We start from the raw sequence: 21,305 nt of genomic DNA, 5'->3' as shown, positions 1-21,305 counted from the left end.
ACTAACACGGCATCCGACCTCGGGCGGGCGGATGCGAAGTCACTCACGTGCATGGCCTGGGCGGGCTAGCGACAAGCACTCATGCAAAGGGGGTGAGAACGTGGCTTCTTCGACGACGAAAATTACGCTGGCAGCCAGCGTCGTGGCCCTGATGGGTGCGCTGGTGATGTGCGGCAGCGACAATCCCGATCCGGACAACTGCCTGCCGACGCAGGGACCGTCCCGGTCACCGAACAGCCTGCGTGCTGCCACCGGCAAGAAGGTGCAGCCGATGGTCACCGGCACCTACACGTTCACCTCCGGTTTCGGCCCGCGCTGGGGTACCTCGCACAACGGCATCGACCTGGCGGCGCCGATCGGTACGCCCTTCTATGCACCGATCGACGGAATCGTTGTTGCAGCAGGAGATTCCGGCGCGAGCGATGAGAACGGTTTCGACAACTGGATCATCGTCGACTCGGCCACCGCGGACGGGTCGACCATCTCGACGGTCTACGGGCACATGTTCCCGGACGGTGTTCTCGTCTCCGTCGGTGACGAGGTGCGCGCCGGGGATCTGATCGGCCTGGTCGGCAACGCCGGAGGTTCGACCGGACCGCACCTGCATTTCGAGGTCTGGCCCGGCGGCCGACTAGACGGTGGATCTCCGATCGACCCGATGCCGTGGCTGGCCGATGCGTCTGAACTCGACGCCCCGCAACAGCGTCCGACCTCGCCGAATGTGCAGCTGGTCGCGGCCGAGACTCCGCTCGGTGCCGGTTGCACCGGCCTGACGCGCCCCGGCGGACGCTCCCTCGCGCCGGGATCGGTCCCCGAGGAGTTCCGGGAGTGGATCGTCAAGGCGGCTCAGACCTGCGAGGCGATCGACGCTCCTTTGCTGGCCTCCCAGCTCTACGCCGAGAACCAGTTCCGCTACGGTCCCTCCTCGCCGGTGTCTCCGGCGGGGGCACGCGGGCCGGGGCAGTTCATGCCCGCAACCTGGGCCTCGATCGGCCAGGACTACGACGGTGACGGCGTGGCCGACGTGAATTCCATCGGTGATTCGGTGATGGCGATGGCCGCCTACGACTGCCAGATGTGGGAGCAGACGCAGCAGTGGCTCCGCGAGGGAAAAGTTTCAGGTGACGGCACCGAGTTGATGCTCTCGGCCTACAACTGCGGGCCGGGCAACACACTCGCTTCCGGCGGGGTGTGCGGCAACGCGGAGACCACGAGCTACGTCCGCAATATCCTGGCCGGCCGCGCTGACTTCGCCGGTGTCGACCAGCCTCGGCCGCCGTCGGTGAGTGGTTCGCGGGTGGTCGATGCAGCACTTGGATGGCTGGGCACCGATTACGCCTGGGGCGGCGGGGATGCCACCGGCCCGACTCGCGGCATCGCCGATGGCGGTGTCGCCGATGAGCACGGCGACCACAACAAGGTCGGCTTCGACTGCTCGGGCCTGGTCGTGTACGCGGTGGCGCAGGCGACGGACGGAAGAATCGTTCTGCCACAACAGGACTCCGCTCAGGTCAACGATCCTCGGGGGACGCCTGTAACCGAGGCGGCGGACTTGCAACCCGGAGACATCGTGCAGCCCTACCCCGGCCACGTGTGGATCTGGATGGGGGACAACAAAGTTGTCGAAGCGCCCCAGTCCGGAGAGAAGGTCCGGATCACCGAATGGACGCCCCAGAAACATGTCAGAGCAATCCGATTTAATTGATGCACAACGGATTTCATACGCCAGAACATCGGAAACGATGACACACCAGGAAGGGAACATCACACCGTGAGCGAAGAGTGGGACAAGGCGGAATCGGCCGTCCGCACCCTCGGATCGACCCGGACAGTGCAGGCGATGACGGCCTCGGACCTGCGGGCTTGGGCTGCGGAGAACAACCTGATGACGCGCACTCAGTGGCCGAAGATCAAGCGCGAGCTCTACAAGCAGTTCGATGTGGACTACGACGCCCTGCGAGAACGCGAGCAGCGTGAACGGGCCGAAAAGCTGGCCGCGGCCGCCGCGTCGGCTCCGGTGGTGTCTTTGGCCTCGGCCGGCGACGAACGTGGCTCGTTCGCCGTCGTCGGCGATGCCGACACCAGCGATGTCGCCTGGTACGGATCGTTCCACAAGGACGATCGGATCTTCCGGCCCGGCGATCAGGACTCGGCGGACGAGGCCAGCGCCGGTAAAGCCGTGTTCCTCGCTGCGAAAGTCCGCGACCATCTTGAGGTCGAGGCGGTTCGGTTGCGTCTGCGGGTGAGCAGTGAACGCATCGACGGGGTGAAACTGGCCGATCTCGCGGCGAAAAAGCAGGTCATTCTCGATCTCGAGGTGACGCCGACCGGCAATCCGGCCGAGCAGTGGTGCCTCGAACCGGGCTACGGCGAATGGCGGGCGATCCGCCTGTCGGATCTGGTGGTGGCCGAATGATCCGCCGACTGGCACTGATCGGTGTCCTCGCCGGAGCCCTAACGGTGGCCGGATGCAGCTCCGAGACCGACCAGGACCAGAGCACTACGAACTCGTCGGCACAACCGTCGTCGACGGAGGCATGGCCTCCCACCGAACCGGCTGCGCCCATCGAGCAGTCCACCCCCGTTCCGGCGGCACCGAGTGTGGACACTTCCGATCCGGGCGAGCTCGGCCGCACGGTCGTCGAGACCTGGTTCTCCTATGACACCCGTACCGACACCAATCGCAACGACGCGCCGGTGCGGGCCGCCGATCTGGGCGTGCTGACCGGCGAACTCGACGCGCAGGTCCGCGCCGATGTGCAGATCCCGGTCAAGGCCAGCGGTGAGTGGGCACAGTGGGCGTCGCAGGGCGCGACGGTCACCGCCGTGGCGGTGGAGGTCCCCAACCAGGGACAGGCCAATACCGCGACGAAGTATCACGGCATGTACGAGGTGACCAGCACGGTCACCGATTCCAGCGGCACCGAGATCGGCACAGACGTGCAGTACGTCGCCGTGGTGCTGACCGACAACGGCGACGGATGGCGCGTTTCGTCCGTCACCACCCTGTGAGGTAAGCGTGATGGCTGACATCGCTGACTACAACCACGAACCGACCATCGACCCGCGTCGGCTGCGGCTACGCCCGAGCCGTCCCGCTGTCGAACCCGAACCGGCCCCGGCTCCCGAGCCTGTAACCGAGGACATCGCCGATCCGTATGGGGTCGGAGTAGATGCTCTCGCGGCCGTCGACGAGCCGATCGCGCCGACAGCAATGCCGTCCACCGGGCACGGCGCACTGTTCGACGAGGCCGCCTCACCGGCACTTTCTCAGCCTGCTCAGTGGGGTTGGCGGGGTCGGATCAATGCAGCTCTGGGAACGAAACTGGCCCCGAAGGCGGCATCGGCAGAGACCGGCCACCGGGCGGCGGTCGAAGCGATCCAGCGAACGCTGCCGGGTTCGGGCACGGTCGCTGTGGTCAACACCAAGGGCGGAGCCGGCAAAACTCCGACGTCGATTGCCCTGGCAGCGATGCTCGGTAAGCATCGCGGCCGCGGGGTCGTGGCAGTGGATATGAGCGAGGCCGGCGGCACCCTCGGCATTCGCGCAGCGCGCACCGCACCCATCGAACGCACGGTGTGGGATGTCCTCGACAACGCATCGCGGCTGATGTCGGCCGACGTCGAGGCGGGGGAGCTGGCGGCGTATCTGCGGCTCCAGCCCACCCACGACGAGATCCTGGCCGGGGACACCGATTCTTCCTACGACGACATGCTCGGCGAGGACGAGTGCGCGGCGTTGGGCGCGGTGCTTCGTCGCCATCGCGACCTGTTGATTATCGACACAGCCACCACTCCGCAGGCCGGGGCATGGCAGTGGGCGGTGCGCCACGCCGACGTGCTGGTGGTGCCGCTGCCGATGCGCCGGGACATGGCGCAGCACGCGTACGCGATGCTCGACGGCCTCCGTAAGCGGGGGTTCGAGCATCTGGTGCGCTCTGTGATCGTGCTGCTGTGCGCGACACCGGGGTCCGATCCGAACCTCGAAACTGCGATTGTCGACGAGTTCGACTCTCTCGGTGTGCAGACCTACGTTCGGGTCCCATTCGAGCCGGTCTTCGCCACCGGTGAGCGGATCACGCTCGAGGCGTTGTCGCAGAGTTCGATCATCGCGTGGACGAATGTCGCGGCGATGGTGACCGATGCGCTAGCCGAGGCCATCGTCGAGCGGCAGGCCGGACTCCGGCAGCAGGGGGTACCGGCTCCGGCGATCGCCCCGGAACCGGCTCCGCCGACGTTCGCGGCGGACGTTCCGAGCTTCGTAGCGCCCCAGCCGGCCCCGGCTCCCGAGTCGGTTCCCGCAGCTGAGCCGCCCCCGGCCCCGGTAGTGGAACCCGCTGCCGCTCCTGCTGTCCGGGTGCCTGAGACGGACCCGGCCAGGGACCTGCCCCTGGACTACCGGCCCACCGCCGAGGCGGCGGAAGCGGCCCCCGAACCGGACGCCTCGAGCGAATCCGCTGCTGAGGTGCACCAACCGCCGGCCCCGGCCCGACGGCCGCAACCACCGAAGCCGTCGAGCTTCGATCCCTACGCCTGACCTTCTGTGTGAAAGGACCCCTGTGATGTCTCGCAATACCTCGATGCGGTCGCTACCTCGTAGCGTGGCCCGTGCTGCGTCCCTGCTGTCGGCCACGATCGGCACGGTGTTGCTCACCGCCGGTACCGCCTCGGCTCAGACCGACAATCCACTCGACGGAATCTCCCCTGATCTGGGGGTGTTCGGTCCTACGTTCCAGAGCACCTGGTCGCGGATTGCGGGCGGTATCTGGGGTGCGGTCCTGGCGGTATCCGCAGTCAACCTGATCATTTCGCTCTACAAGATCCGTAAGGCTCGCGCCGGGGGCTACCAGAGCGAATTGAGCGATTCGATGGATTCGGCCAAGACCGCTGGTGTGGCGTTCGGTTGCGTGGCCGGAGCCGGGATCATCGTCGGCGCCATCTTGTTCGTCGTCAACGGCTGATAGCCGATCTACCAGCACTGTTAGGAGAATCAGATGGCACCCGATTTCAGCTCGATCAAGCCGGGCTCCCAGCAATCGCCCTCGGCAACAGCAGCACCGACGCCGACATCCTCGGCGAAGACGGCAGAGACCAAAGGATGGAAGGCAGCGTTCGACAGACTGCCCTCATGGTTCAAGTACGGCCTGGTGATCCTGCTCGTGGTGACGATCCTCGGGATCATTCTCGCGGGGCTGAGCGGCGGTAGCTCGGAGTCCGACACGGTGCGGACCGGGCACGGTCCCAACTCGATCACCAACGGTGTTCCGCATGGCTACGACCACACCGAGGCCGGAGCACAGACCGCTGCCGCCAACTTCGTGCAGGCAGTGAGCCAGATCGCCCTCGGCCGGGTGACCGCCGCCGACCTGAAAAACAACCTTGTCGGGGACGGCGCCAGCGATGCTTTGATTGCCATTGTCGAGGACAACGTCTCGCACTCCGAAGACACCGTGATGAACAACATCCCGGTCCTGGTCAACGTCACGGACTACTCGGATGACCGTGCGGTGGTGTCGGTGTGGGCAGTCTCGGCGAGCCAGAGCGATCTGAGCGGCACGGGCAAGATCAGCGTCCTCACGGTTTGGTCCACGACCACGGTGACCTTGGAGTGGGAGAACGGGGATTGGAAGGCCGTCGATTGGGCGTTCCGGTCCGGACCCGAGCCCGAAGAGGTCTCGTTCCCCGAAGGGGACTCCACTCTCGCCGAATTCGGCGCGAACGGCCTCTACACCTTCTTCGTGGAGTAATCATGCGACCCCTTGTCCGTACTTTTCTTGCGGTGCTGCTGGCAGTGCTCGCGTTGGCCTCGAGTGCGATTCCCGCGTGGGCGCAGCCGCTCAGTGGCGCTGCCGAAGGGTGGCCTGCTGGGATGCCAGACGAGCTCAAGGAGTTCTTTCCCGGTCACCCGGAGTTCGAGGCGGCCGGGTGGTCGACCGATCCGGCGTGTGCGGACAAGGGTGGCGACTTCGGGCAGTACCTCGCGCAGTACCTCCGCTTCGACCAGCAAATTCTCTACTGGGCGTCCCCGGTGACGCAGCGCATCGCGCAGTACGCCGAGCTGATGGGCGTCTCGGAGGATGAAGCGAAGCAAGCGGTGCTCGATGGCAAGACTCCGACCACCTGGCCGGCATCCTTCCCCGGTGGCGACCCGGAGTTCTCGCCCTCGGCCAAGGTGTGCGCTGCGGATCTGGCGAAGTGGTCCGAGCCGGGCGGGAACCACTGGGGATTTACCTGGGCAGCAGCACCCGACGCCGGTTCGATCGCAGTGATGAAGCAACAGAAGTGGGTCGATAACCTGCCGGACGACATCTTTGAGAATCCGTGCAGCGACCACGAGATGCTGTGCAACAGGGCCTATTTCCTCGACTGTGACAAGACTTCAGGGCCGGATGAACTCGTACAGTGCCGCGCCTGGAACACGCGGGTGGGGGCGATGTTCGGCGGCATCTGGAACTGGAAAGAGCAGAACAAGGACTTCGCTGACCGGTTCCTCGATCTCGCCAGAGTCGGTGGTGTGGTCCTCAAGGCCGCCACGCCGCTTCAGATCCAGCTCGGCGTCGGCCTTGGTATGGCGGCCGTCGACAAGGCCGGTGACGTGGTCGCGTTCATCGCTGATCCGGGCAGCGTGATCGACGACTGGGCCAACAGCACCAAGGAAAGCGCGGTATCGCTGACCACCTCGGTCCTTGAGGGCTTGGCGAACATCCACGAGTTCAACCCGCGGGATGAAGGTTTCCTGCGGTGGTACGCGGTCAGTTGCGGAATCGGGGTGTTCGTCATGTCGATCACCGCACTGTTCACGATCTACCGAACCTCCGCACAGAAATCGACACGAATGGAACTGGCGCACAGCCTGATCGGATACGCCCCGTTAGGTGTGCTGTCGATGATGTTCGCCCCGGCCGCCGCCGAAATGCTGGTCCAGCTCTCGCACGCGCTGACCACCTCCCTGTCCGGACTGCTCAAGCAGGACTTGGAGCAGGCGGTGGTGTCCGTATCGGCAATGCTCGGAGGCATCACGAGCGACACCGTCGTCGGTGGCTCTCTGACCGGCATCGTGTTCTTCGGGTTGTTGTTTCTCGGGTCGCTGGCGTTGTTCTTCGGCATGTTGATGCACGCCGCTGCCTTGCCGATCCTCGCCGGCCTGACAGGTGTCGCGTTCGGATTGTGGGTGCATCCGAACCTGCGGAAGAAGGCGATGCGCCCGATCTTCGTATTCATCTCGATCGTGTTTTCCAAGCCGGTGATCTTCCTCGGCCTGGGGTTCTTGGCCACGGTGCTGATCGACAGCAGCGCCGGGGCTTACGTCGACGGTGACCTCGCATCGCTTGGCGCCTTGGCGATGTCGGCGGTGTGCATCGGACTGGTCGGACTCGCTCCGTGGTCGCTGCTCAAGTACGCCCCGTTCATGCCGTCCAGTGAAGATTCGGAAGGCTTCGGCGATACCGGATCGGCGACCGGACAAGGGCTGGGCGGCACTTTGCAGACCGCGCAGATGGCAATGATGGCCCGCGGCGGTGGTGGCGGGGGTGAGGTCGCTGCGGCCCGTTCCGCAGGGGCGGCACACTCCCATCCTGTCGGCGGCGGGGGCGTTGGTGGGGGAGTGGCCTCCACCTCGAACGGGTCGACGTTCCATAGTCCCGCCGGGTCGACCTCCCACCAGCACTCGGGTGTTACCGCAGGTCATAGCGGTGGGGGGCACGGTGGGGCGAGCACTCGCAAGCTCATGGGGGCAGCCAAGGGCATCTCCGGCACGGTCGCATCGGCCGGGGTGGGAGCGGCTGTCGTGGCCGGGACCGTGGGCGGCGCAGCGCTGAACAAGGCAGCCCAGGCGGCACAGAACGCCCCTGAACGAGCCGACAACATGGGAGATCAGTGATGAGGGACAGTGAGCAGCGCACCTCGATCCTCGGCTCGGAAATCGCTCGCCGAGGACTGATCCCCGTTCCCGAACCGGTGCTGTTCGCCTATGCAGCGGCGATGATGGTCTCGATGTTCCTGTTCGTCTTCTTCGGATCGACGATTTGGACACTGGCCGGTGTCCTTGTGGTGGTGGGCGGCACGCTGTGGGCGACGACCGATATCAACGGTCGCCGGTCTTGGGCGGGGGAGAAACTGCACCGGATCCGGGATCGGCGGCGGCGAAAGCACGGTGAACACGTCTACCGGGCGCCCGGTGACGAGTTGTACGGGGTGCTCGGAGCCGATCCGGGCTGGGAGTTCCCGGTGCCGCTCGGAGATGTCGCTCCGCTGGATCTGACCGGTACAGGTCTCGACGACATGTTCATCCTCGAGCACCGGACGCCTGGTGACAACAACTACTACTCGGTGGTGCTGTCGATTCAAGGGCTCGCCGAAGGACTGCGCGGCGCGGAGGAATGGGCGGTGACCTCGCAGGCGTTCTCGCGCACGCTGGCCTCGTTCGCGCGCCGATCCTCGCTGCTTCGAGGGCTGGAGATGGTGCACCGCTCGGTGCCGGCCGATCTGACTCCGCACGTGGCGTGGATGGAATCGGTGGTGCGTGCGAATCCTCATGCACACCGGGTGATGCCTGCGGTCGAGTCCTACGGCCAGCTCATCGACGGTCTGGCCCCGGAGTCGGAAGAGCATCGTTGCTACGCCACACTGATCTTCCCGAAGTCGGTCGAGTTGCTGTCGGCGGCCGGAGCGGTCGCCAAGCGTAAGGGCGTAGAGACGAAGGCCGGTATCGGCCAGGTCATCGTCGAGGAGACCATGCGGGCGGTCGGCGCGCTGACCTCGGCTCGGCTCGGGCAGGTGCAGGTGCTCGGCCAACAGCGTGCCTGTGCGGTGTTCCGCTCGATGCTCGATCCGTCCTACGCACTCGACGCCCACCGGGGCGCGAACTGGGGCAACTGCTGGCCGTCGTATGTCGGCGGAGACCTGTCGACACGGGTGTCCGACCGATGGGATACCCGAGTCGGGTTGATCCGACCCGGTTCGATCGAACCGATCCCGCTGCACGCTGAATGGCTCTCGCCGCTGTTGACCGGCGTCGACCCGGACCCCGGCGATCCTGTTGAGGGGCTTCCGGCCCAGCCAACAATCCGCACGGTGAAGGTGCGGATGGATTTCGTCGATGCAGTCAAAGCGCGCCAGGTGGCACGCAAGGACGCGACCGAGGATGCAGCACGCCAGTACAAGGAGCGAAAGAAGGGCCAGGTCACCGACGGTGCATCGGAGGTCATGGCGTCGGCGTCGCTGCGTCGCCGCGAAGACCTCAAGCCGGGATCGGGACACCACGGGGTGATCTGGTCGATGGCAGTGTCGGTCACCGCACCGGATGAGGATGCGGTGATGCGGGCGTGTGCGCGACTCGAGCAGGCCGCCGACCAAGCCGCCATCAAAGAGTTCACCTGGTTCGACGACAGCCACGATGTCGCGCAATTCCTCACTCTGCCGCTCGGCCGCGGACTCGCGGCCACCAAGTACACCCGGGCCAAGGGGGTCTGATGCCGTCACTACTGAACCGCAAAAAGGGCGCTGCGCCTGCGCCGACCGCTCCGGAGGTAGATCAGGCGGACACGCCGGTGGTTCCTCGTCGGCGTCCGCCGAAGCGCAACAAGTGGCTCGACCGGTGGGGCTGGTACGAGCCACGCCCGGAAGGAGTGTGGTCGACAACTCGCCAGGCCGAAGCGCTGAATCTGGCGACCACCCGCAAGAACGTGCGGCACGAAGGTCTCGTGTCGGGGCGGAACCTGATGTCGAATGCGCTGGTCATCACCGATCCGTTCGCGTTGTACGGAAGTGAGATCGAGAACATCAATGTCGCGGTGGTCGGTGACATCGGCAAGGCGAAGTCCTCACTGATCAAGACCACGCTGGGATTGCGGCAGATCGCGGCCGGCCGTCAGGTCGTGGTGATCGACAAGAAGCGTCAGGGTGATCGCGGTGGTGAGTACACCGAGCTCGCCAAGTCGCTGGGGGTGCCGTCGATCAGATTCAAGACCGGCGGTGACGGTGCGCGGTTGAACATCATGGACCCGGCGATTTCGTCGTCGGTGACCACTTCTGGTGGCATCGTGCCGGCCGGTCAAGAAGTGCTGATTGCCGCGGTACTCGAGGACACCATGCAGCGGACGTTGGTGCAGACGGAGATCGCGGCGCTGAACCTGGCGCTGAGACTGGTCAACGAGCGTGCCCGCAGCGAGGGCACCGAGCCGATCCTGCGTGATGTCGCAGATCTGCTGCTGTCGACGCCGGAGGAAGCGACGGTCACCTTCGGTGAGGTGTGGGAGAAGGAAGCGTGCCGGTGGGGTCGGGATCCGGGCCTGGCGCTGCGGCAGCTCTGCGAAGGAGATCTGCGCGGGTTGGTCGATCAGCCGACCTCGGCCGATGTCCGTCATGCGCTCGACCATCCGCTCGTGCACTTCGATGTGTCCGAACTGCCCAACAAGGGACCGGCGCTGCGGGTGGTGATGACGGTCATCAATACGTGGCTGTCGAATGTTCTCGCAGCTCGAGCATCTGAGCACAAGCAGACCATTCTCATCGTCGAGGAAGGCTGGCACATCGCGGAAGGCTCGACCGGGCGGGTTTTCCGGGACAACATGAAGCTCTCTCGCGGCCTGGGCCTGTCGACGGTCTCAGCGTTCCATCACATCGCCGATCTACCTGCGGATTCTCCGGCTCGAGCGTTGATGCAGGAAGCCGGGATCGTGTTCCTGTACGGACAGGATCGGGTGGACGATGCCGAGCAGACGGTTCGCATGTACCACCTGCCCGAATACTGCGTCGATCTGCTGATGTCGATGCACAAGGGGCAGTGTCTCGTGGTGATGGGCAAGTCCGATCCGGTGCTGATGAAGCACGAGCGGTCCCCGCTCGAGATCACCCTCACCGACACCGATGAGGTCATTCGGGGTGAGGCGAGCACGCTGGTCGGGCAGACCCGGCTCCCGGACACTCTCGATGCCGAGGAATTGGCCGAGCTGGTGGGGGCGGTGCAGTGAACGAGCGAGGTCAGCAGCGGCCGACACAGCCGGTGATTCCGGTCGGCACCGGCCTGGTGGTCGTGGTGATCGGCGGGGTCCTGTGGACGGTGTACGCCGGAGGCGCGGTTGCCGGCCTGGTGACCGGGGCGGGTCCGGTGTTCCCGGAAGGGCTGTACGGCACGTTGTCGGTGTTGCGGGCGTTGGTGCTCACGCCGGGCGATCCGACGGTGGGCTGGCCCGAGGACTCGCGGCCGGGCTCGGCGGTCGCGGTGTGGGTGTGCCTGATCGCAGCGATGCTGGTCTATATCGCCGTCGTCCTCGTGATCGACGGGAAGGTTTCGGCACGTCAGCGCGCTAAGCGCACGCGCCAGGAAGGGTTTGCGGACCGGGCGGAGCTGCGGCGGCGCGGCCTCGATCGCAGGAGCGCGGTGAAAGCCGCGAAGACGAATCGGGCGAGCTTTGGTGATACTCCGGCCCGCAAGATCGACGCGCATCAAGTGGCGACCCGGATCGGCACGCTCTACGGCGAGCATGGCAAAGATGCTGAGGTGTTCGTTCAGTACCGGGACGGCACGCTGGTCGAGGGTCCGACCGGATCGGGCAAGAGCTGGCGGTTGGCTTGGCAGCGGATCGTCGAGTCGGTCGGGTTCGTGCTGGCCACGACCACCAAACCTGATCTGCTGTGGTCGACGGTGGGGCAACGGTTGGCGTCCGGCCCGGTCGAGGTGTTCGACCCCGAGGGCATCACGCGGTGGCCGACGCCGATGCGGTGGTCCCTGCTGGCCGGCTGCGATGACCCGGACACGGCGATCCGGCGTGCCGATGCGCTGGTGCAGGCTGTTCCCCTCGGCGATACCAAGAACAGTGGGTACTTCTCGACGAACGCAGCGAAGTACCTGCGGTGCTGTCTGTATGCGGCCGCGGTGTCCGGTGGGGATGTGACCACCTTCTATCGCTGGGCGATGCAGCGGCAGGTGCCGAAGGTCAAAGAGATTCTGGACCGGGACCTGCCGACGTGGAGCGTGGAGTATTCGCAGCTCGGCGGCTCGGGATCGGATTCGGTCGACGATGTGATGTCGACGGTCTCGACGCTGCTCGATCCCCTCGCCTCACCGAAGCTGATGGCGGCAGTCAATGTCACCGCCGATGAGTCGGTGAACCTCGCGCAGCTCATTCGCGACGGAGGGACGCTGTATCTGATCTCCGAAGGCTCCTACGGTTCGAGTGCACCGATCGTCACGGCGTTGGCGGCGGAGTCGTATTACCTGGCCAAAGAGATTTCGCGGGAGTACCCGGAGGAGAGAATCGACCCTCCGGTGCGGTTCGTTCTCGATGAGGTCAACAATGTCGCGCCCATCCCGGATCTGCCCGACAAGGTCTCCGACAGCGCCGGGCGAGGAATCTCGATCTGGGCGTTCTGCCACGGTCAGGAGCAGAACATCCGGCGATGGGGTCCGAGCGCGGGGAAGATGTTCACGACGAACTCGCCGGTGCGGATCATCCTGCCTGGCCTCGGTGATGTGAACGAGCTCGAGCAGATCTCCCGATTGACCGGTGAGCGTGAAGAGTGGTGGTCTCCGACGCAGGCTCCTCGGCAGACGAAGGTGATGACTGCCCCGGAGATTCGCGGAATGCCTGCTGACCAGGCGTTGATGATCTACCGGGGTGCGGCTCCGGCGCGGGTTCATCTCCCGCTGGTGTGGGACATTCGGCACTGGAAAAAGCGGGTGCTCGACTCTGAAGAGGTCTACAACTGGGTCTGTGAGACGGGGGAGCTGCCCGATTGGGCGTGGTCCCGCACGGGCGGGGAAGTGGTGCTTGGATGAGCGGGTACACGCCGGGCCGGCTGTCGTGGCGGCATCTCGACCAGGAACAAGCACAACAGTTGTGGGACGAGTTGATCGACTGGGTGGAGTGGTTCCGCGGTTGCTACCGGCTCACCGATCGGATCAAGGGCTGCTGGTATCGGCACCCGAAGATGGTCGAGGAACTGACGGCGGCGATGTCGGCGCACAAGGTCGCCTACGAACAGCTCGGCGACGGTCAGGTGCATTCGTGGTCGCCGGGAAGCTGGCACTACCAGGTCTATCAACCGCTTCTGCAACGGCTGGCGGCCAACTCCGACGAGTTCGGCGACTGTATCGACGGGCGCTGCGAACCGCCGACCGTGCAGGTCACGCTGCTCGCGGGTGCGCGGGAGTGGATCGCGGCGGACATCGCGGCGCGGCCGACCCCGGTCGCGGCGGCGATCGCCGCCACCGGATCGCTCCCGGACTCCGGCAACGGATCGGGACCGGCGGTGATAGATGCTGCGCGGATGGTCGATCTGATCGACACGGGTGATGCCGAATCGGTCGATCCTGACGATGAGTTCGGGCCGGTCTCGTATGACGGTCACGTTTGGGAGTGGTCCGACGATACGGAGGGATACGTGCGGACCTAGAGACTGCCGAGGACATCGGAACGGGACTCACCACCCGGCCTGTCCTCGGTGTGGTGGTCGGCCGCGAAGAGTGCCCGCCCAGGCGTCGTGGCCGACCACTCCGTACGGAAGCGACCTCGAACTGGAGTTTCCCGCTCAGATCGAAGTTGTCCGTTGTGTGTTCGGTCTATCCGGTTGGCCCTCGTGGAGCGAGTGGAACGCCCCCTGAGTGGCACCCAGGAAAATTTCAATTAGGCCCCGCGCTGTCCAAGGGGTGTATAAATTTTTGCGTAAGAGTGATACCCTTTCTGTAGAACAAGAGGGCGGATGCCCCCAGCTAGTGCTGGAAACATCCGCCTAGAACAACTAGATAATGACCAGTTGCTCAAACATCTTGTCCAGAGTCCAACGGGCCAGTACGCCTGCAAGCATGCGCCCGAGGACACCCCAGATGCGCTTACGCGCAGCGACAGATGTCATCTGATCTCCTTTCTTCAGTTGAGAGCGGCTGGCGCAGAAAAGCCGACTCCGGCATTACCGGGGTCGGCTATACGCGTTAGCCGTGAGAAGCATATCACACGGCTCCAACTGGGCTTTTCCGGAGACGCGAGCCCGTTCCTGGCCCCACGCATTTCCTTCCGCCCTCCAGTCAGATCCGCCTCGTCCGGTGTTCAACCTCGGTGACCGCAGACCGAGGTCCCCGGGTGTCAACCGCATTCCGCTCTGGTCGCGTCCGCTCCTTGTGCAGTTGGAGACGCTGACGCTCGACGTTGGTCCAGTCGAGTGCGGCCCGGCGGTCCTTCGGCCGGCCCCCGACGAGCGTGTCCTCATCGGTGACATGGTGGGTACTGCGGAAGGCAGCCGCGTCCGCGATGGTGGTCCGCCACAGAGCATCGTGTTCGGGATCCTCGGGGCAGGCACCGAGGATCGAATGTGCCCAGGGCGGTGCGGCGTCGTCGGTGAGCTGGTCGCGGTAGTCGCGGTGGAGCTCGGCGATGGCCTGGTAGTCCTCGCGGATCGTGGCGGCGAGTTCGGGGTCGATAGTGTCGGCGTCGGATACGGGCGCGACGACCCATTCGGGTGCGTCGGGGTTCGTGAGGTCTCGGCCGTCGGCGGCGATGCGGTCGAGTTCGGCGAGGAGCACGGTCGCTGGGGCGATGGCTCCGGCCCGCTCTGCCAGATCGGCCACGACTTGCTCGATGCTCGCTCCGCTGAGGCGGTGGAGATGTTCGATGCGTCCGGCGATGGCCTGGGCGCGTTCGTCGTCGGTCTGCAACGCGAGCGTGGGCAGGTGCTTGGCAATGGTCTCTTCGTGCTCGGTGAGCCATGCGGTGTTGCGGCGGGCGATCAGCTCGGTCAGGGGCTTGGCCATGTCGGATCGCAGCGCGGCCGCGGTGGTCTCGACGCCGTTTTCGGTCAGGCGTTCGTGGTGCCAGGTGAGCAGGTTGATCGGGTCGACGCCGGCTTGGGCGGCACGGTGGAGCTGGCGGGCGAGCAGTCGTGCGGACGATTCTTCGGCGATGCGGACACCGAGTTCTTCTCCGAGTGCGGCGGTGGCGAGGGTGCGAACTCTCTGTGTTTCGAGGAATGCGGAGGTGTCGCGGTAGCGGCGGATGACCTCGCCGATGCCGGTGTCTGCGGCCGCGGCGCGGTCGGTGGTCTCGGTGTAGCGGCGGGCACATTCGACCGCGAAGTCGTGCATTTCCGCGTCGGTGTGGAGCGGATCGCGGATCGGTAGCGGCGGCAATGTCGGGTGTTCGGTGAACTGGCCGACGATGGCGCGGGCGCGGTGGGCGAGGACCGATCCGATGTCTTTCGCTCCGGCGAGGGGACCTTCGGCGAGACCGTGTCCGAGGAGTGTGCGGGTGCTGTAGCCGTGGTCGTGGGCATCGGCGAGGACCTGGCGAAGCTGCGCCCATCCTTCGGTGCCTTCGATGGCGGCGGCGATGTGTTCGGGCAGGGTGCGGCGCATCTCGGTCTTGAGTGCGTCGTCGCGGAGGCGGCGTTGGGCGGCCAGATATGCCTCGCGCAGCCGCTCCGGGTCGGTGGCGTGGGCGGCTTGGTCGGCGAGTTCTTCGGTGGCGGTGCGATGGCCGTTGTCGGCGGCGACGACGGTTTCGAGAATCATCCGGCCGGTGGAGACGTTCTTGTCTTCGAGGTGCGGACGCTCGGTGTCGAGGTTGACCGGCACGTCGACCGGGACGTAGATCCGATTGTCGGTGCGGGCGCGGGTGACGGCGACATACAGCCCGGAGCGGTCCATCTCGGGGGTAATGATGGCGTGGGCGGTGTCGACGGTGACGCCCTGGGCGCGGTGCACGGTGGAGGCGTAGCCGAGTTGCACGTGGGTGCTGATGTAGTCGGCCGGCAGGGTGATGACGCCGCCGTGTTCGAGGTGCCGGACGGTCAGTGCGCCGCGTTCGGAGACGACATCGAGCACTTCCCATAGGTCGCCGTTTCGCACGAACGCTCCGGCTTTCTTTCCGCCGGAGGGGTTCAGATCGCGGCGGTTGCTGCGGGTGAGCACGATGTCGCCGCGGCCTGCGGTGAGTTCGTCGGCGAGGGCGACGGTGGTGGATTCGTCGCTGGTTCCGTCGTGGCGGCGCACGGCCTGGACTTGGATGTTCGCTGCCGTGACGTCCTCGCGGGTGGGCAGCATGACGATGGATTCTTTGCCGTCGGCGAGGTCGTGGAGGTAGTTCTCGACGGCCTGGCCGATCATTTCTTCGCGCGTTCCTTCGCGCACGAGATCGCGTTCGTAGATCAGGTCCAGGCCGGTGGAGTCACCGGATCGCAGCAGCATCGAGTTTTCGGCTTGGGCGGTGTCGTTGCCGAATCGGACCACAGTGTCGAGTTCGGGAGCGTCGGTGTTCTGCGCCAGATAGCGCAGCATTCCGCCGGTTTCCACAGCGTCGAGCTGGGCCGGGTCACCGAGCAGGCGGACGACTGCGCCACGTTCCTTGGCGATCTCGACGATGGCGGCGAGGTCGAGGGTGGAGGCAAGGGATGCTTCGTCGACGAGCAGCATCGTGCCCGGTGCGATGTCGATGCCGGTCGGAAGTGTGCCGGGGCGACTGCCGCCGAGACCGCGCCAGGGATAGGTCAGGGAGGCCAGGGTCAGGCCGGTGACGCCAACTTCTTCGCCGAGTGTTTCGGCGGCGACCGCGGAGGGTGCGAGGGCGATGACGCCACGGCCTTCGCTCTGCCATGCCTGCACGACGGCCTTCATGCTGGTGGTCTTGCCGGTTCCTGCGGGTCCGACACCGACGGCCAGCAGTGCCCCTGATTGCAGGAAGTGCTCGGTCAAGGTGCGTTGGCCGGCGTTGAGGTTGCGTCCGGTTTCGGCGCGCATCGTCTCGTACACCTGGCGGATCGAGGCGGTGCGGGCAGTGAAGACGGTGGGTTCGCTGGTGGCCGATACCAGCATCGTTTCGGCGTCGAGGATGCGTTGGGAGCTGTGTTTGTGGCTGCCGTGGTGGGACAGAACGAAGTCGCCGTTACGTCGGCGCAGACGCCTCGGGATCGCGGGCAGCTCGACGCGTGGGGTGGTGACCGACAACTCCATGACTCGACTGGTGAGTCGATCGACTGCCGTCCGGTAGGTGTCGAGGTCGGGGAAAGTCTCACCGCCGAGGTGGGCCTGGACTGCGGAGACGATGTGTGGCAGTTGCCAGCGCGAGCGCTTGGATTCGAGCTTGGTGATCACGGCTCGGGCGTCGTCGTCGAGGCTGCGGCGCTGTGGCCTCGGGGCGTGATCGGCGGCGAAGGCGTCGCGGACGAGCTGGTCGACGGCCTCGTTGCCGCCGAGGATTTCGGCGGCCTTCTCGCGCCATTCTGCGCGCATCTCGGCGAGTGATTTCGCGTCGGCCTTGCCTTCGCGGGTGTCGAGGGTTGCTTGTTGATAGAGCTGATACATCGTCTTGGCGTCGGGCATCCGCTGGTACTTGGTGCGGTACTCGGCCACGAGTTCGTCGCGGCGGGCTTCGATTGCGCTGCGGCGGGAGCTGAACATCTCGAGCATGTCGCGGGGAATGGCGGCCAGTTCGACGACGGGTTGCTTGCCTTGCGCGATCTCGCGGTGGGTCAGCTCGAGGCCGAGTTCGGTGCTTAGGCGCTGCATCACTTCGGCGTTGAATCGCTGCGAGGCGGCGACGGCGAAGCGGAACATGGTCGATCCGTCGACGGCTCGCCACTTGCCGTCGTCGGCGGCCTGGGTCTTGATCGACACGACGGCGTGGGTGTGCAGGTTGGGGTCCCCGCAGCGGGAATCGAAGTGCTTGTAGAGGGTGGCGACGAAGCCGTTGGTGTCGATCTGTTCCTCGCCGTTGCGGCCGACGCGAGTGAAGCAGGCGTTCTCTTCGAGCCACCGGAGGGTGTCTTTCACCGTGGCGTCGACGATGCGCTCGATCTCGATGCGCGTCTCGTTGGGTGCCAGTGCCCACAGGCTCGACACGCTTTTGGGCGGTGTGAAAACCAGGTCGTGGCCGGCTACCGGGTGGCGGACTTTGCCCTTCTCGTGGGCGATCCAGTTTCGCAGTTCGGCCTCGTTCGTGACTGGCCGGCCGTGCTTGTCCTGGAACATTCCTCCGGCGATGCGGTCGAGGATCGCAGCGGATTCGTCCTGGCTCGGGGCGTGTCCGTGGGTGTCGGTGTACTCGGCGATTTCGGCCGCGTGTCGGTCGAACAGCTCGACGTTGTTCTTGAAGGTTGGGAACTTCCGGCCGAGTCGGGCGAGCCGGATTGCGTCCTCGGAGGGGACGCCCCGGTCGATGAGTTCGGCGATCATGGCGTCGGCATTCGGATGGAGACCTTCGCCGAACAGGGCCTTCATTTGTGCCTCGGTGACGACATCTCCGACCGAGATTCGGTCGGCGTTCTCGACGTGGATGTCGTCGAGGAGGTCGTTCAAACCGTCGATACCGGAGCCGAACCATTCGCCGGGCGGTGTGCCGTGCGCGGTGTAGTAATCGGTCAGTTCTGCTCCGCGTTCACGCTCGCGGTCGGCTGTGGCGACCTGACGTGTCAGGTACTCGTAGCCGTCCGCGGCGTGCAGGACGTGGAGGGTCATCACGGGCTCGATCTTAGCGGTACGAACGTGCAGGTTGGGAGCGAGATTCCCGAGTGTCAGTAAAACTGCAAGAGGTGTGTCCCTTTTCTTCTGTTGCTGGTGCCCGGATACGGTGCGATGTAGATCGGTGTAGCTGGCGGTCGCAGAACGCTCCGGCGAAGCGACGGGTTTGGTCGGGCTGCTGGTTTAGACTCGGCGTGAGTTGTTGCAGAAGGGAAGGGTGTCGCAGTGAGTGGTTCGGGGGAGGCGGTGCACAACGAGACGAAGGTGATCTCGGCACGCAGTCAGGCACGGTCGAAGCTGTCGGAACGGCGCGCTGAATTGCTCAAGCGGATCAGCGACAACCAGCGCGACCTTGAGCGCGCGTTGGCGTCGCTGGAGAGGGTAGACAAGGCCGCTGTTCGTCGTGATGCGGCGATCGCCAAGGCGAACGAGGAGTTCGAGAAGAAGAAGGTTGCGGCCGAACTCGCGGCGGGCAGGTCGCTGGCGCAGGTTGCTGGACGGGGCGAGACCGCGATTTCGATCTCCGAACTCGTCGATCTGGACGTGGCGATGGTGCGCCGGTTGGTGAAGCTGGCCGAAGAGAACAACGACTTGACGCCTCCCGCACAAGGATCGAGCGAGGGCGGCAGTGAGGCGAAGGAACCGACGCCCGACGTGTCTGTAGCTGCTTCCGGCTCCTGATCGGGCAGCAAGCACCGGCGCGAGGTCAGAGACGGAGCCACTGTGTGGTGGGAGCCAGGAGACGAGATCGAACGGAGTCGCTTCTTCCAACGCGTGGTGTACGGACCGGACTTGGATTCCTGTCACCTCTGGGTCGGTGCACTCGGTGACGACGGCTACGGACGGTTCTGGAAAGCTCGAGACGGTCATCAGATCGTGGTGCGACCGCACCGTTACGCGCTCGCTGTGGAGCTGGAAGGTGGCCTCGACGACAACGAAGTGGCGATGCACCGGCGTTGTGACAACCCGCTGTGCGTCAACACGGGCGACGGTGATGCCTTCGCTGCCCATGTGGTGCTCGCGTCGGCCGCTGAGAACATGGCGGACATGGGGCGTAAGGGTCGCGGCGGGGGCCGGCGGTTGTGGTTCGGCGCCGACCGTGCCGAACGTGCTCGACGCTCACGAGCGGTGCGCGAGGCGGTCTTGCGATATGGCTGGGATCAGCACGCTGTCGAGACAGCCCTGCACGACGGGGCGCAAGGAACGCTGTGCTAGTTGGCAGGCGATCGTCTTCTGATGTGTCGAGGCGGTTGGTTCGGCCACGGTGGATATTCGATGATGAGAGTTGACCGTTGCACGCGAGTCGGGGCGGTTTCGGAGACGTTAGGGGTTCTTATGCAGCGCAGTGAAGCGGAAGCGGCCTTGCTCGGTGCCGTGCTCGAGGTGATGCCGATTTCGGACCTGGCCCTCGATGCGGCGATCGCCGGCATACCGGTGTTGGACGTACCCCGCACTCGCAGCATCGACATCTGCTTCTCGGATAAGCCGGACATTCTCTGACGGCTCGTCTGAATCGCACCGTGACGATGCACGGTCGTCGCACTGCGGTTGGGTGTCGTCCCGGCGCGGTGGCGCGGATCCGTGCGCGAGCTGCGGGAGAAGTCGGGCGAAGGGGCTCGATGCCCTGAGCTCGGCCCTGCGCGCTGCGGAAGGTGCGGGCGGGTTCGTTGGTGAGTTGGAGATAGGGCGAGGCCCCGCACCGGTCGGTGCGGGGCCTCGTGGTGTGTTTGTCAGTCCTCGGGGGTGAATCCGAATTCGGGGAGGACGTTTCGACCGGCCTCGAGGACTTCTTGCACTCCCTTGGCGTGCAGGCCGTGGTCGACGACTTGGCGGATGAGAAGCGCGAGCTTGGGGATCTGGGTCTCGTGGGCTACTCCGTTCTCGATGGCGTCGAGGGCGACGGCGGCGCGGACTCCGTAGCCGTGTGCGTAGGCGACGGCGGCGAGGACGGACAGGATCGTAAAGCGGGCGTAGCCGGAGGTCTTGCGGGCGGCGTCGGTCAGGATGGCGACGGCGGCGACGTTGCGGGAGAAGTACAGGGCCACGTCGCGGGCGCGGGGGTTGTCGGTGAGGGTGATCGCGACGGCGACGGCTTCGGGGTAGGTCAGCTCGCGGGGTGCTTCGATGGCGTCGCGCAGCGTCTCGAGGTTCGCGGCGTCGGTGATTTCGGGAGCCTGGGCGCGGGCCTGGCGCGCGTCCCACTGGCGCTCGAACAACACTCCGAGGTCTTCGGCGGGTGCGAGTTCGGCGGCGAGGGCGTCACGGCTGGGGGCGATGGGTGCGCGGCCGTCGATGACTCCGAGGACAGCAACGGTGCTCGCGAGGATGTCGCCGAGTTCGCCGGATTCGGCGCTGGGGAAGTTGAAGAAGGTCTCACCGGCGGTGTACTGGGGCAGGACGGCGGCGATGGGCACGGCCAGACCGAGCGTGTAGGCGTGGCGGGTGGCGGCGAGAAGGGTTTCCTCTGCGGTGTCGCCGTTGGGGTGGATGCTGACGAGCGCGGCGATGGTGGCGTTGAAGTCGGCGGACTCGGCGGCGGCCATGAGCTTGTCGAGAGCGACAACGGCGGTGGCGTTGTCGTGGTCGAGGCGGGCGAATGGGCCGGTCGTTCCCTGGGGATCGAACAGGGCGATGACGAGGGATTCGTTCGGGACCATGCCGAGGAAGGCGGGGATGCCTTCGATGAACTGGGCGGTGTTGAGGCGGGTAACGGGGCCGTTCTCGTTGTTGTTCATGCTTCTAGTTTACATCTGTTTTGATGCTTTTTCGATGTTTCATTGGTTCTTTTCCGGTGCTTTTCTGGTGATGTCGGTCACACGTTTATAGGTTCTGACCTGCGGTTTTGCGGGTGGAGTGGGGT

Annotated in this window: 16 protein-coding genes; 14 read left to right on the top strand and 2 right to left on the bottom strand. The window is 65.5% G+C overall.

Annotated features, from left to right (window positions below):
• The first annotated feature begins 100 nt into the window (after positions 1 to 100).
• From RZ1_RS27250 to RZ1_RS27200, 11 genes are all read left to right on the top strand, one after another.
• Complete coding sequence (locus RZ1_RS27250) at positions 101 to 1,705, top strand: peptidoglycan DD-metalloendopeptidase family protein (protein WP_238071878.1); 1,605 nt, start codon at positions 101 to 103, stop codon at positions 1,703 to 1,705.
• A gap of 66 nt (positions 1,706 to 1,771) precedes the next feature.
• Positions 1,772 to 2,416 (top strand): hypothetical protein, encoded by a 645-nt coding sequence (locus RZ1_RS27245; RefSeq protein ID WP_072815813.1) that lies wholly within the window; start codon positions 1,772 to 1,774, stop codon positions 2,414 to 2,416.
• Positions 2,413 to 3,012, top strand: a complete 600-nt coding sequence (locus RZ1_RS27240) for a hypothetical protein (RefSeq protein ID WP_072815812.1) — start codon at positions 2,413 to 2,415, stop codon at positions 3,010 to 3,012. The genes RZ1_RS27245 and RZ1_RS27240 overlap by 4 nt, the downstream gene beginning before the upstream one ends.
• Before the next feature lie 10 nt (positions 3,013 to 3,022).
• Positions 3,023 to 4,537, top strand: a complete 1,515-nt coding sequence (locus RZ1_RS31710; protein ID WP_072815811.1) for an AAA family ATPase — start codon at positions 3,023 to 3,025, stop codon at positions 4,535 to 4,537.
• A 25-nt stretch (positions 4,538 to 4,562) separates the two neighbouring features.
• The gene (locus RZ1_RS27230; RefSeq protein ID WP_226949904.1) at positions 4,563 to 4,961 is read left to right on the top strand and encodes a hypothetical protein; all 399 of its coding nucleotides are present in this window, start codon (positions 4,563 to 4,565) and stop codon (positions 4,959 to 4,961) included.
• A gap of 33 nt (positions 4,962 to 4,994) precedes the next feature.
• The gene (locus RZ1_RS27225; RefSeq protein WP_072815810.1) at positions 4,995 to 5,747 is read left to right on the top strand and encodes a DUF8175 domain-containg protein; all 753 of its coding nucleotides are present in this window, start codon (positions 4,995 to 4,997) and stop codon (positions 5,745 to 5,747) included.
• 281 nt (positions 5,748 to 6,028) lie between these two features.
• Positions 6,029 to 7,879, top strand: a complete 1,851-nt coding sequence (locus RZ1_RS27220; protein ID WP_244899397.1) for a hypothetical protein — start codon at positions 6,029 to 6,031, stop codon at positions 7,877 to 7,879.
• Positions 7,879 to 9,471: a hypothetical protein gene (locus RZ1_RS27215; RefSeq protein ID WP_072815807.1), complete on the top strand. Its 1,593-nt coding sequence runs from the start codon at positions 7,879 to 7,881 to the stop codon at positions 9,469 to 9,471. Before RZ1_RS27220 ends, RZ1_RS27215 begins: the two co-directional genes overlap by 1 nt.
• A gap of 77 nt (positions 9,472 to 9,548) precedes the next feature.
• Positions 9,549 to 10,970 carry a putative type IV secretion/conjugal transfer ATPase gene (locus RZ1_RS27210; protein WP_232333505.1) on the top strand — a complete coding sequence of 474 codons (1,422 nt, stop codon included), beginning with the start codon at positions 9,549 to 9,551 and terminating at the stop codon, positions 10,968 to 10,970.
• Positions 10,967 to 12,778 (top strand): type IV secretory system conjugative DNA transfer family protein, encoded by a 1,812-nt coding sequence (locus tag RZ1_RS27205; RefSeq protein WP_238072094.1) that lies wholly within the window; start codon positions 10,967 to 10,969, stop codon positions 12,776 to 12,778. Before RZ1_RS27210 ends, RZ1_RS27205 begins: the two co-directional genes overlap by 4 nt.
• Complete coding sequence (locus RZ1_RS27200) at positions 12,775 to 13,395, top strand: hypothetical protein (protein WP_072815805.1); 621 nt, start codon at positions 12,775 to 12,777, stop codon at positions 13,393 to 13,395. Before RZ1_RS27205 ends, RZ1_RS27200 begins: the two co-directional genes overlap by 4 nt.
• A 628-nt stretch (positions 13,396 to 14,023) precedes the next feature.
• Here the strand turns inward: RZ1_RS27200 and mobF are convergent.
• Positions 14,024 to 18,442, bottom strand: coding sequence for a MobF family relaxase (mobF, locus tag RZ1_RS27195; RefSeq protein ID WP_072815804.1), 4,419 nt, complete (start codon positions 18,440 to 18,442; stop codon positions 14,024 to 14,026).
• A gap of 249 nt (positions 18,443 to 18,691) precedes the next feature.
• Here mobF and RZ1_RS27190 point away from each other — a divergent pair, with 249 nt between their 5' ends.
• The 3 genes from RZ1_RS27190 to RZ1_RS27180 all read left to right on the top strand — a co-directional run bounded on the left by RZ1_RS27190 (position 18,692) and on the right by RZ1_RS27180 (position 19,945).
• The gene (locus RZ1_RS27190; RefSeq protein WP_072815802.1) at positions 18,692 to 19,126 is read left to right on the top strand and encodes a hypothetical protein; all 435 of its coding nucleotides are present in this window, start codon (positions 18,692 to 18,694) and stop codon (positions 19,124 to 19,126) included.
• A 111-nt stretch (positions 19,127 to 19,237) separates the two neighbouring features.
• Complete coding sequence (locus tag RZ1_RS27185) at positions 19,238 to 19,660, top strand: hypothetical protein (protein ID WP_238072095.1); 423 nt, start codon at positions 19,238 to 19,240, stop codon at positions 19,658 to 19,660.
• A gap of 60 nt (positions 19,661 to 19,720) precedes the next feature.
• Entirely contained in the window at positions 19,721 to 19,945 is a 225-nt protein-coding gene (locus tag RZ1_RS27180; RefSeq protein WP_072815800.1) for a hypothetical protein, read from the top strand.
• Positions 19,946 to 20,175: 230 nt separating this feature from the next.
• Here the strand turns inward: RZ1_RS27180 and RZ1_RS27175 are convergent, their stop codons facing one another.
• Complete coding sequence (locus RZ1_RS27175) at positions 20,176 to 21,180, bottom strand: DUF4192 family protein (protein WP_072815798.1); 1,005 nt, start codon at positions 21,178 to 21,180, stop codon at positions 20,176 to 20,178.
• Positions 21,181 to 21,305 lie beyond the last annotated feature (125 nt).

The sequence above is a fragment of the Rhodococcus zopfii NBRC 100606 = JCM 9919 genome (assembly GCF_001895025.1).
GTDB lineage: Bacteria > Actinomycetota > Actinomycetes > Mycobacteriales > Mycobacteriaceae > Rhodococcus > Rhodococcus zopfii.
The sequence above is the reverse complement of the archived record's forward strand: the minus strand, read 5'-3'. Positions and strand labels throughout refer to the sequence as shown.

Excerpts from the sequence above, each read along its gene's own strand:
- RZ1_RS27240 (WP_072815812.1), top strand. The coding sequence starts at position 2,413 with ATGATCCGCCGACTGGCACTGATCGGTGTCCTCGCCGGAGCCCTAACG.
- RZ1_RS31710 (WP_072815811.1), top strand. The coding sequence starts at position 3,023 with ATGGCTGACATCGCTGACTACAACCACGAACCGACCATCGACCCGCGT.
- RZ1_RS27230 (WP_226949904.1), top strand. The coding sequence starts at position 4,563 with ATGTCTCGCAATACCTCGATGCGGTCGCTACCTCGTAGCGTGGCCCGT.
- RZ1_RS27225 (WP_072815810.1), top strand. The coding sequence starts at position 4,995 with ATGGCACCCGATTTCAGCTCGATCAAGCCGGGCTCCCAGCAATCGCCC.
- RZ1_RS27215 (WP_072815807.1), top strand. The coding sequence starts at position 7,879 with ATGAGGGACAGTGAGCAGCGCACCTCGATCCTCGGCTCGGAAATCGCT.
- RZ1_RS27200 (WP_072815805.1), top strand. The coding sequence starts at position 12,775 with ATGAGCGGGTACACGCCGGGCCGGCTGTCGTGGCGGCATCTCGACCAG.
- mobF (WP_072815804.1), bottom strand. The coding sequence starts at position 18,442 with ATGACCCTCCACGTCCTGCACGCCGCGGACGGCTACGAGTACCTGACA.
- RZ1_RS27180 (WP_072815800.1), top strand. The coding sequence starts at position 19,721 with ATGATGAGAGTTGACCGTTGCACGCGAGTCGGGGCGGTTTCGGAGACG.
- RZ1_RS27175 (WP_072815798.1), bottom strand. The coding sequence starts at position 21,180 with ATGAACAACAACGAGAACGGCCCCGTTACCCGCCTCAACACCGCCCAG.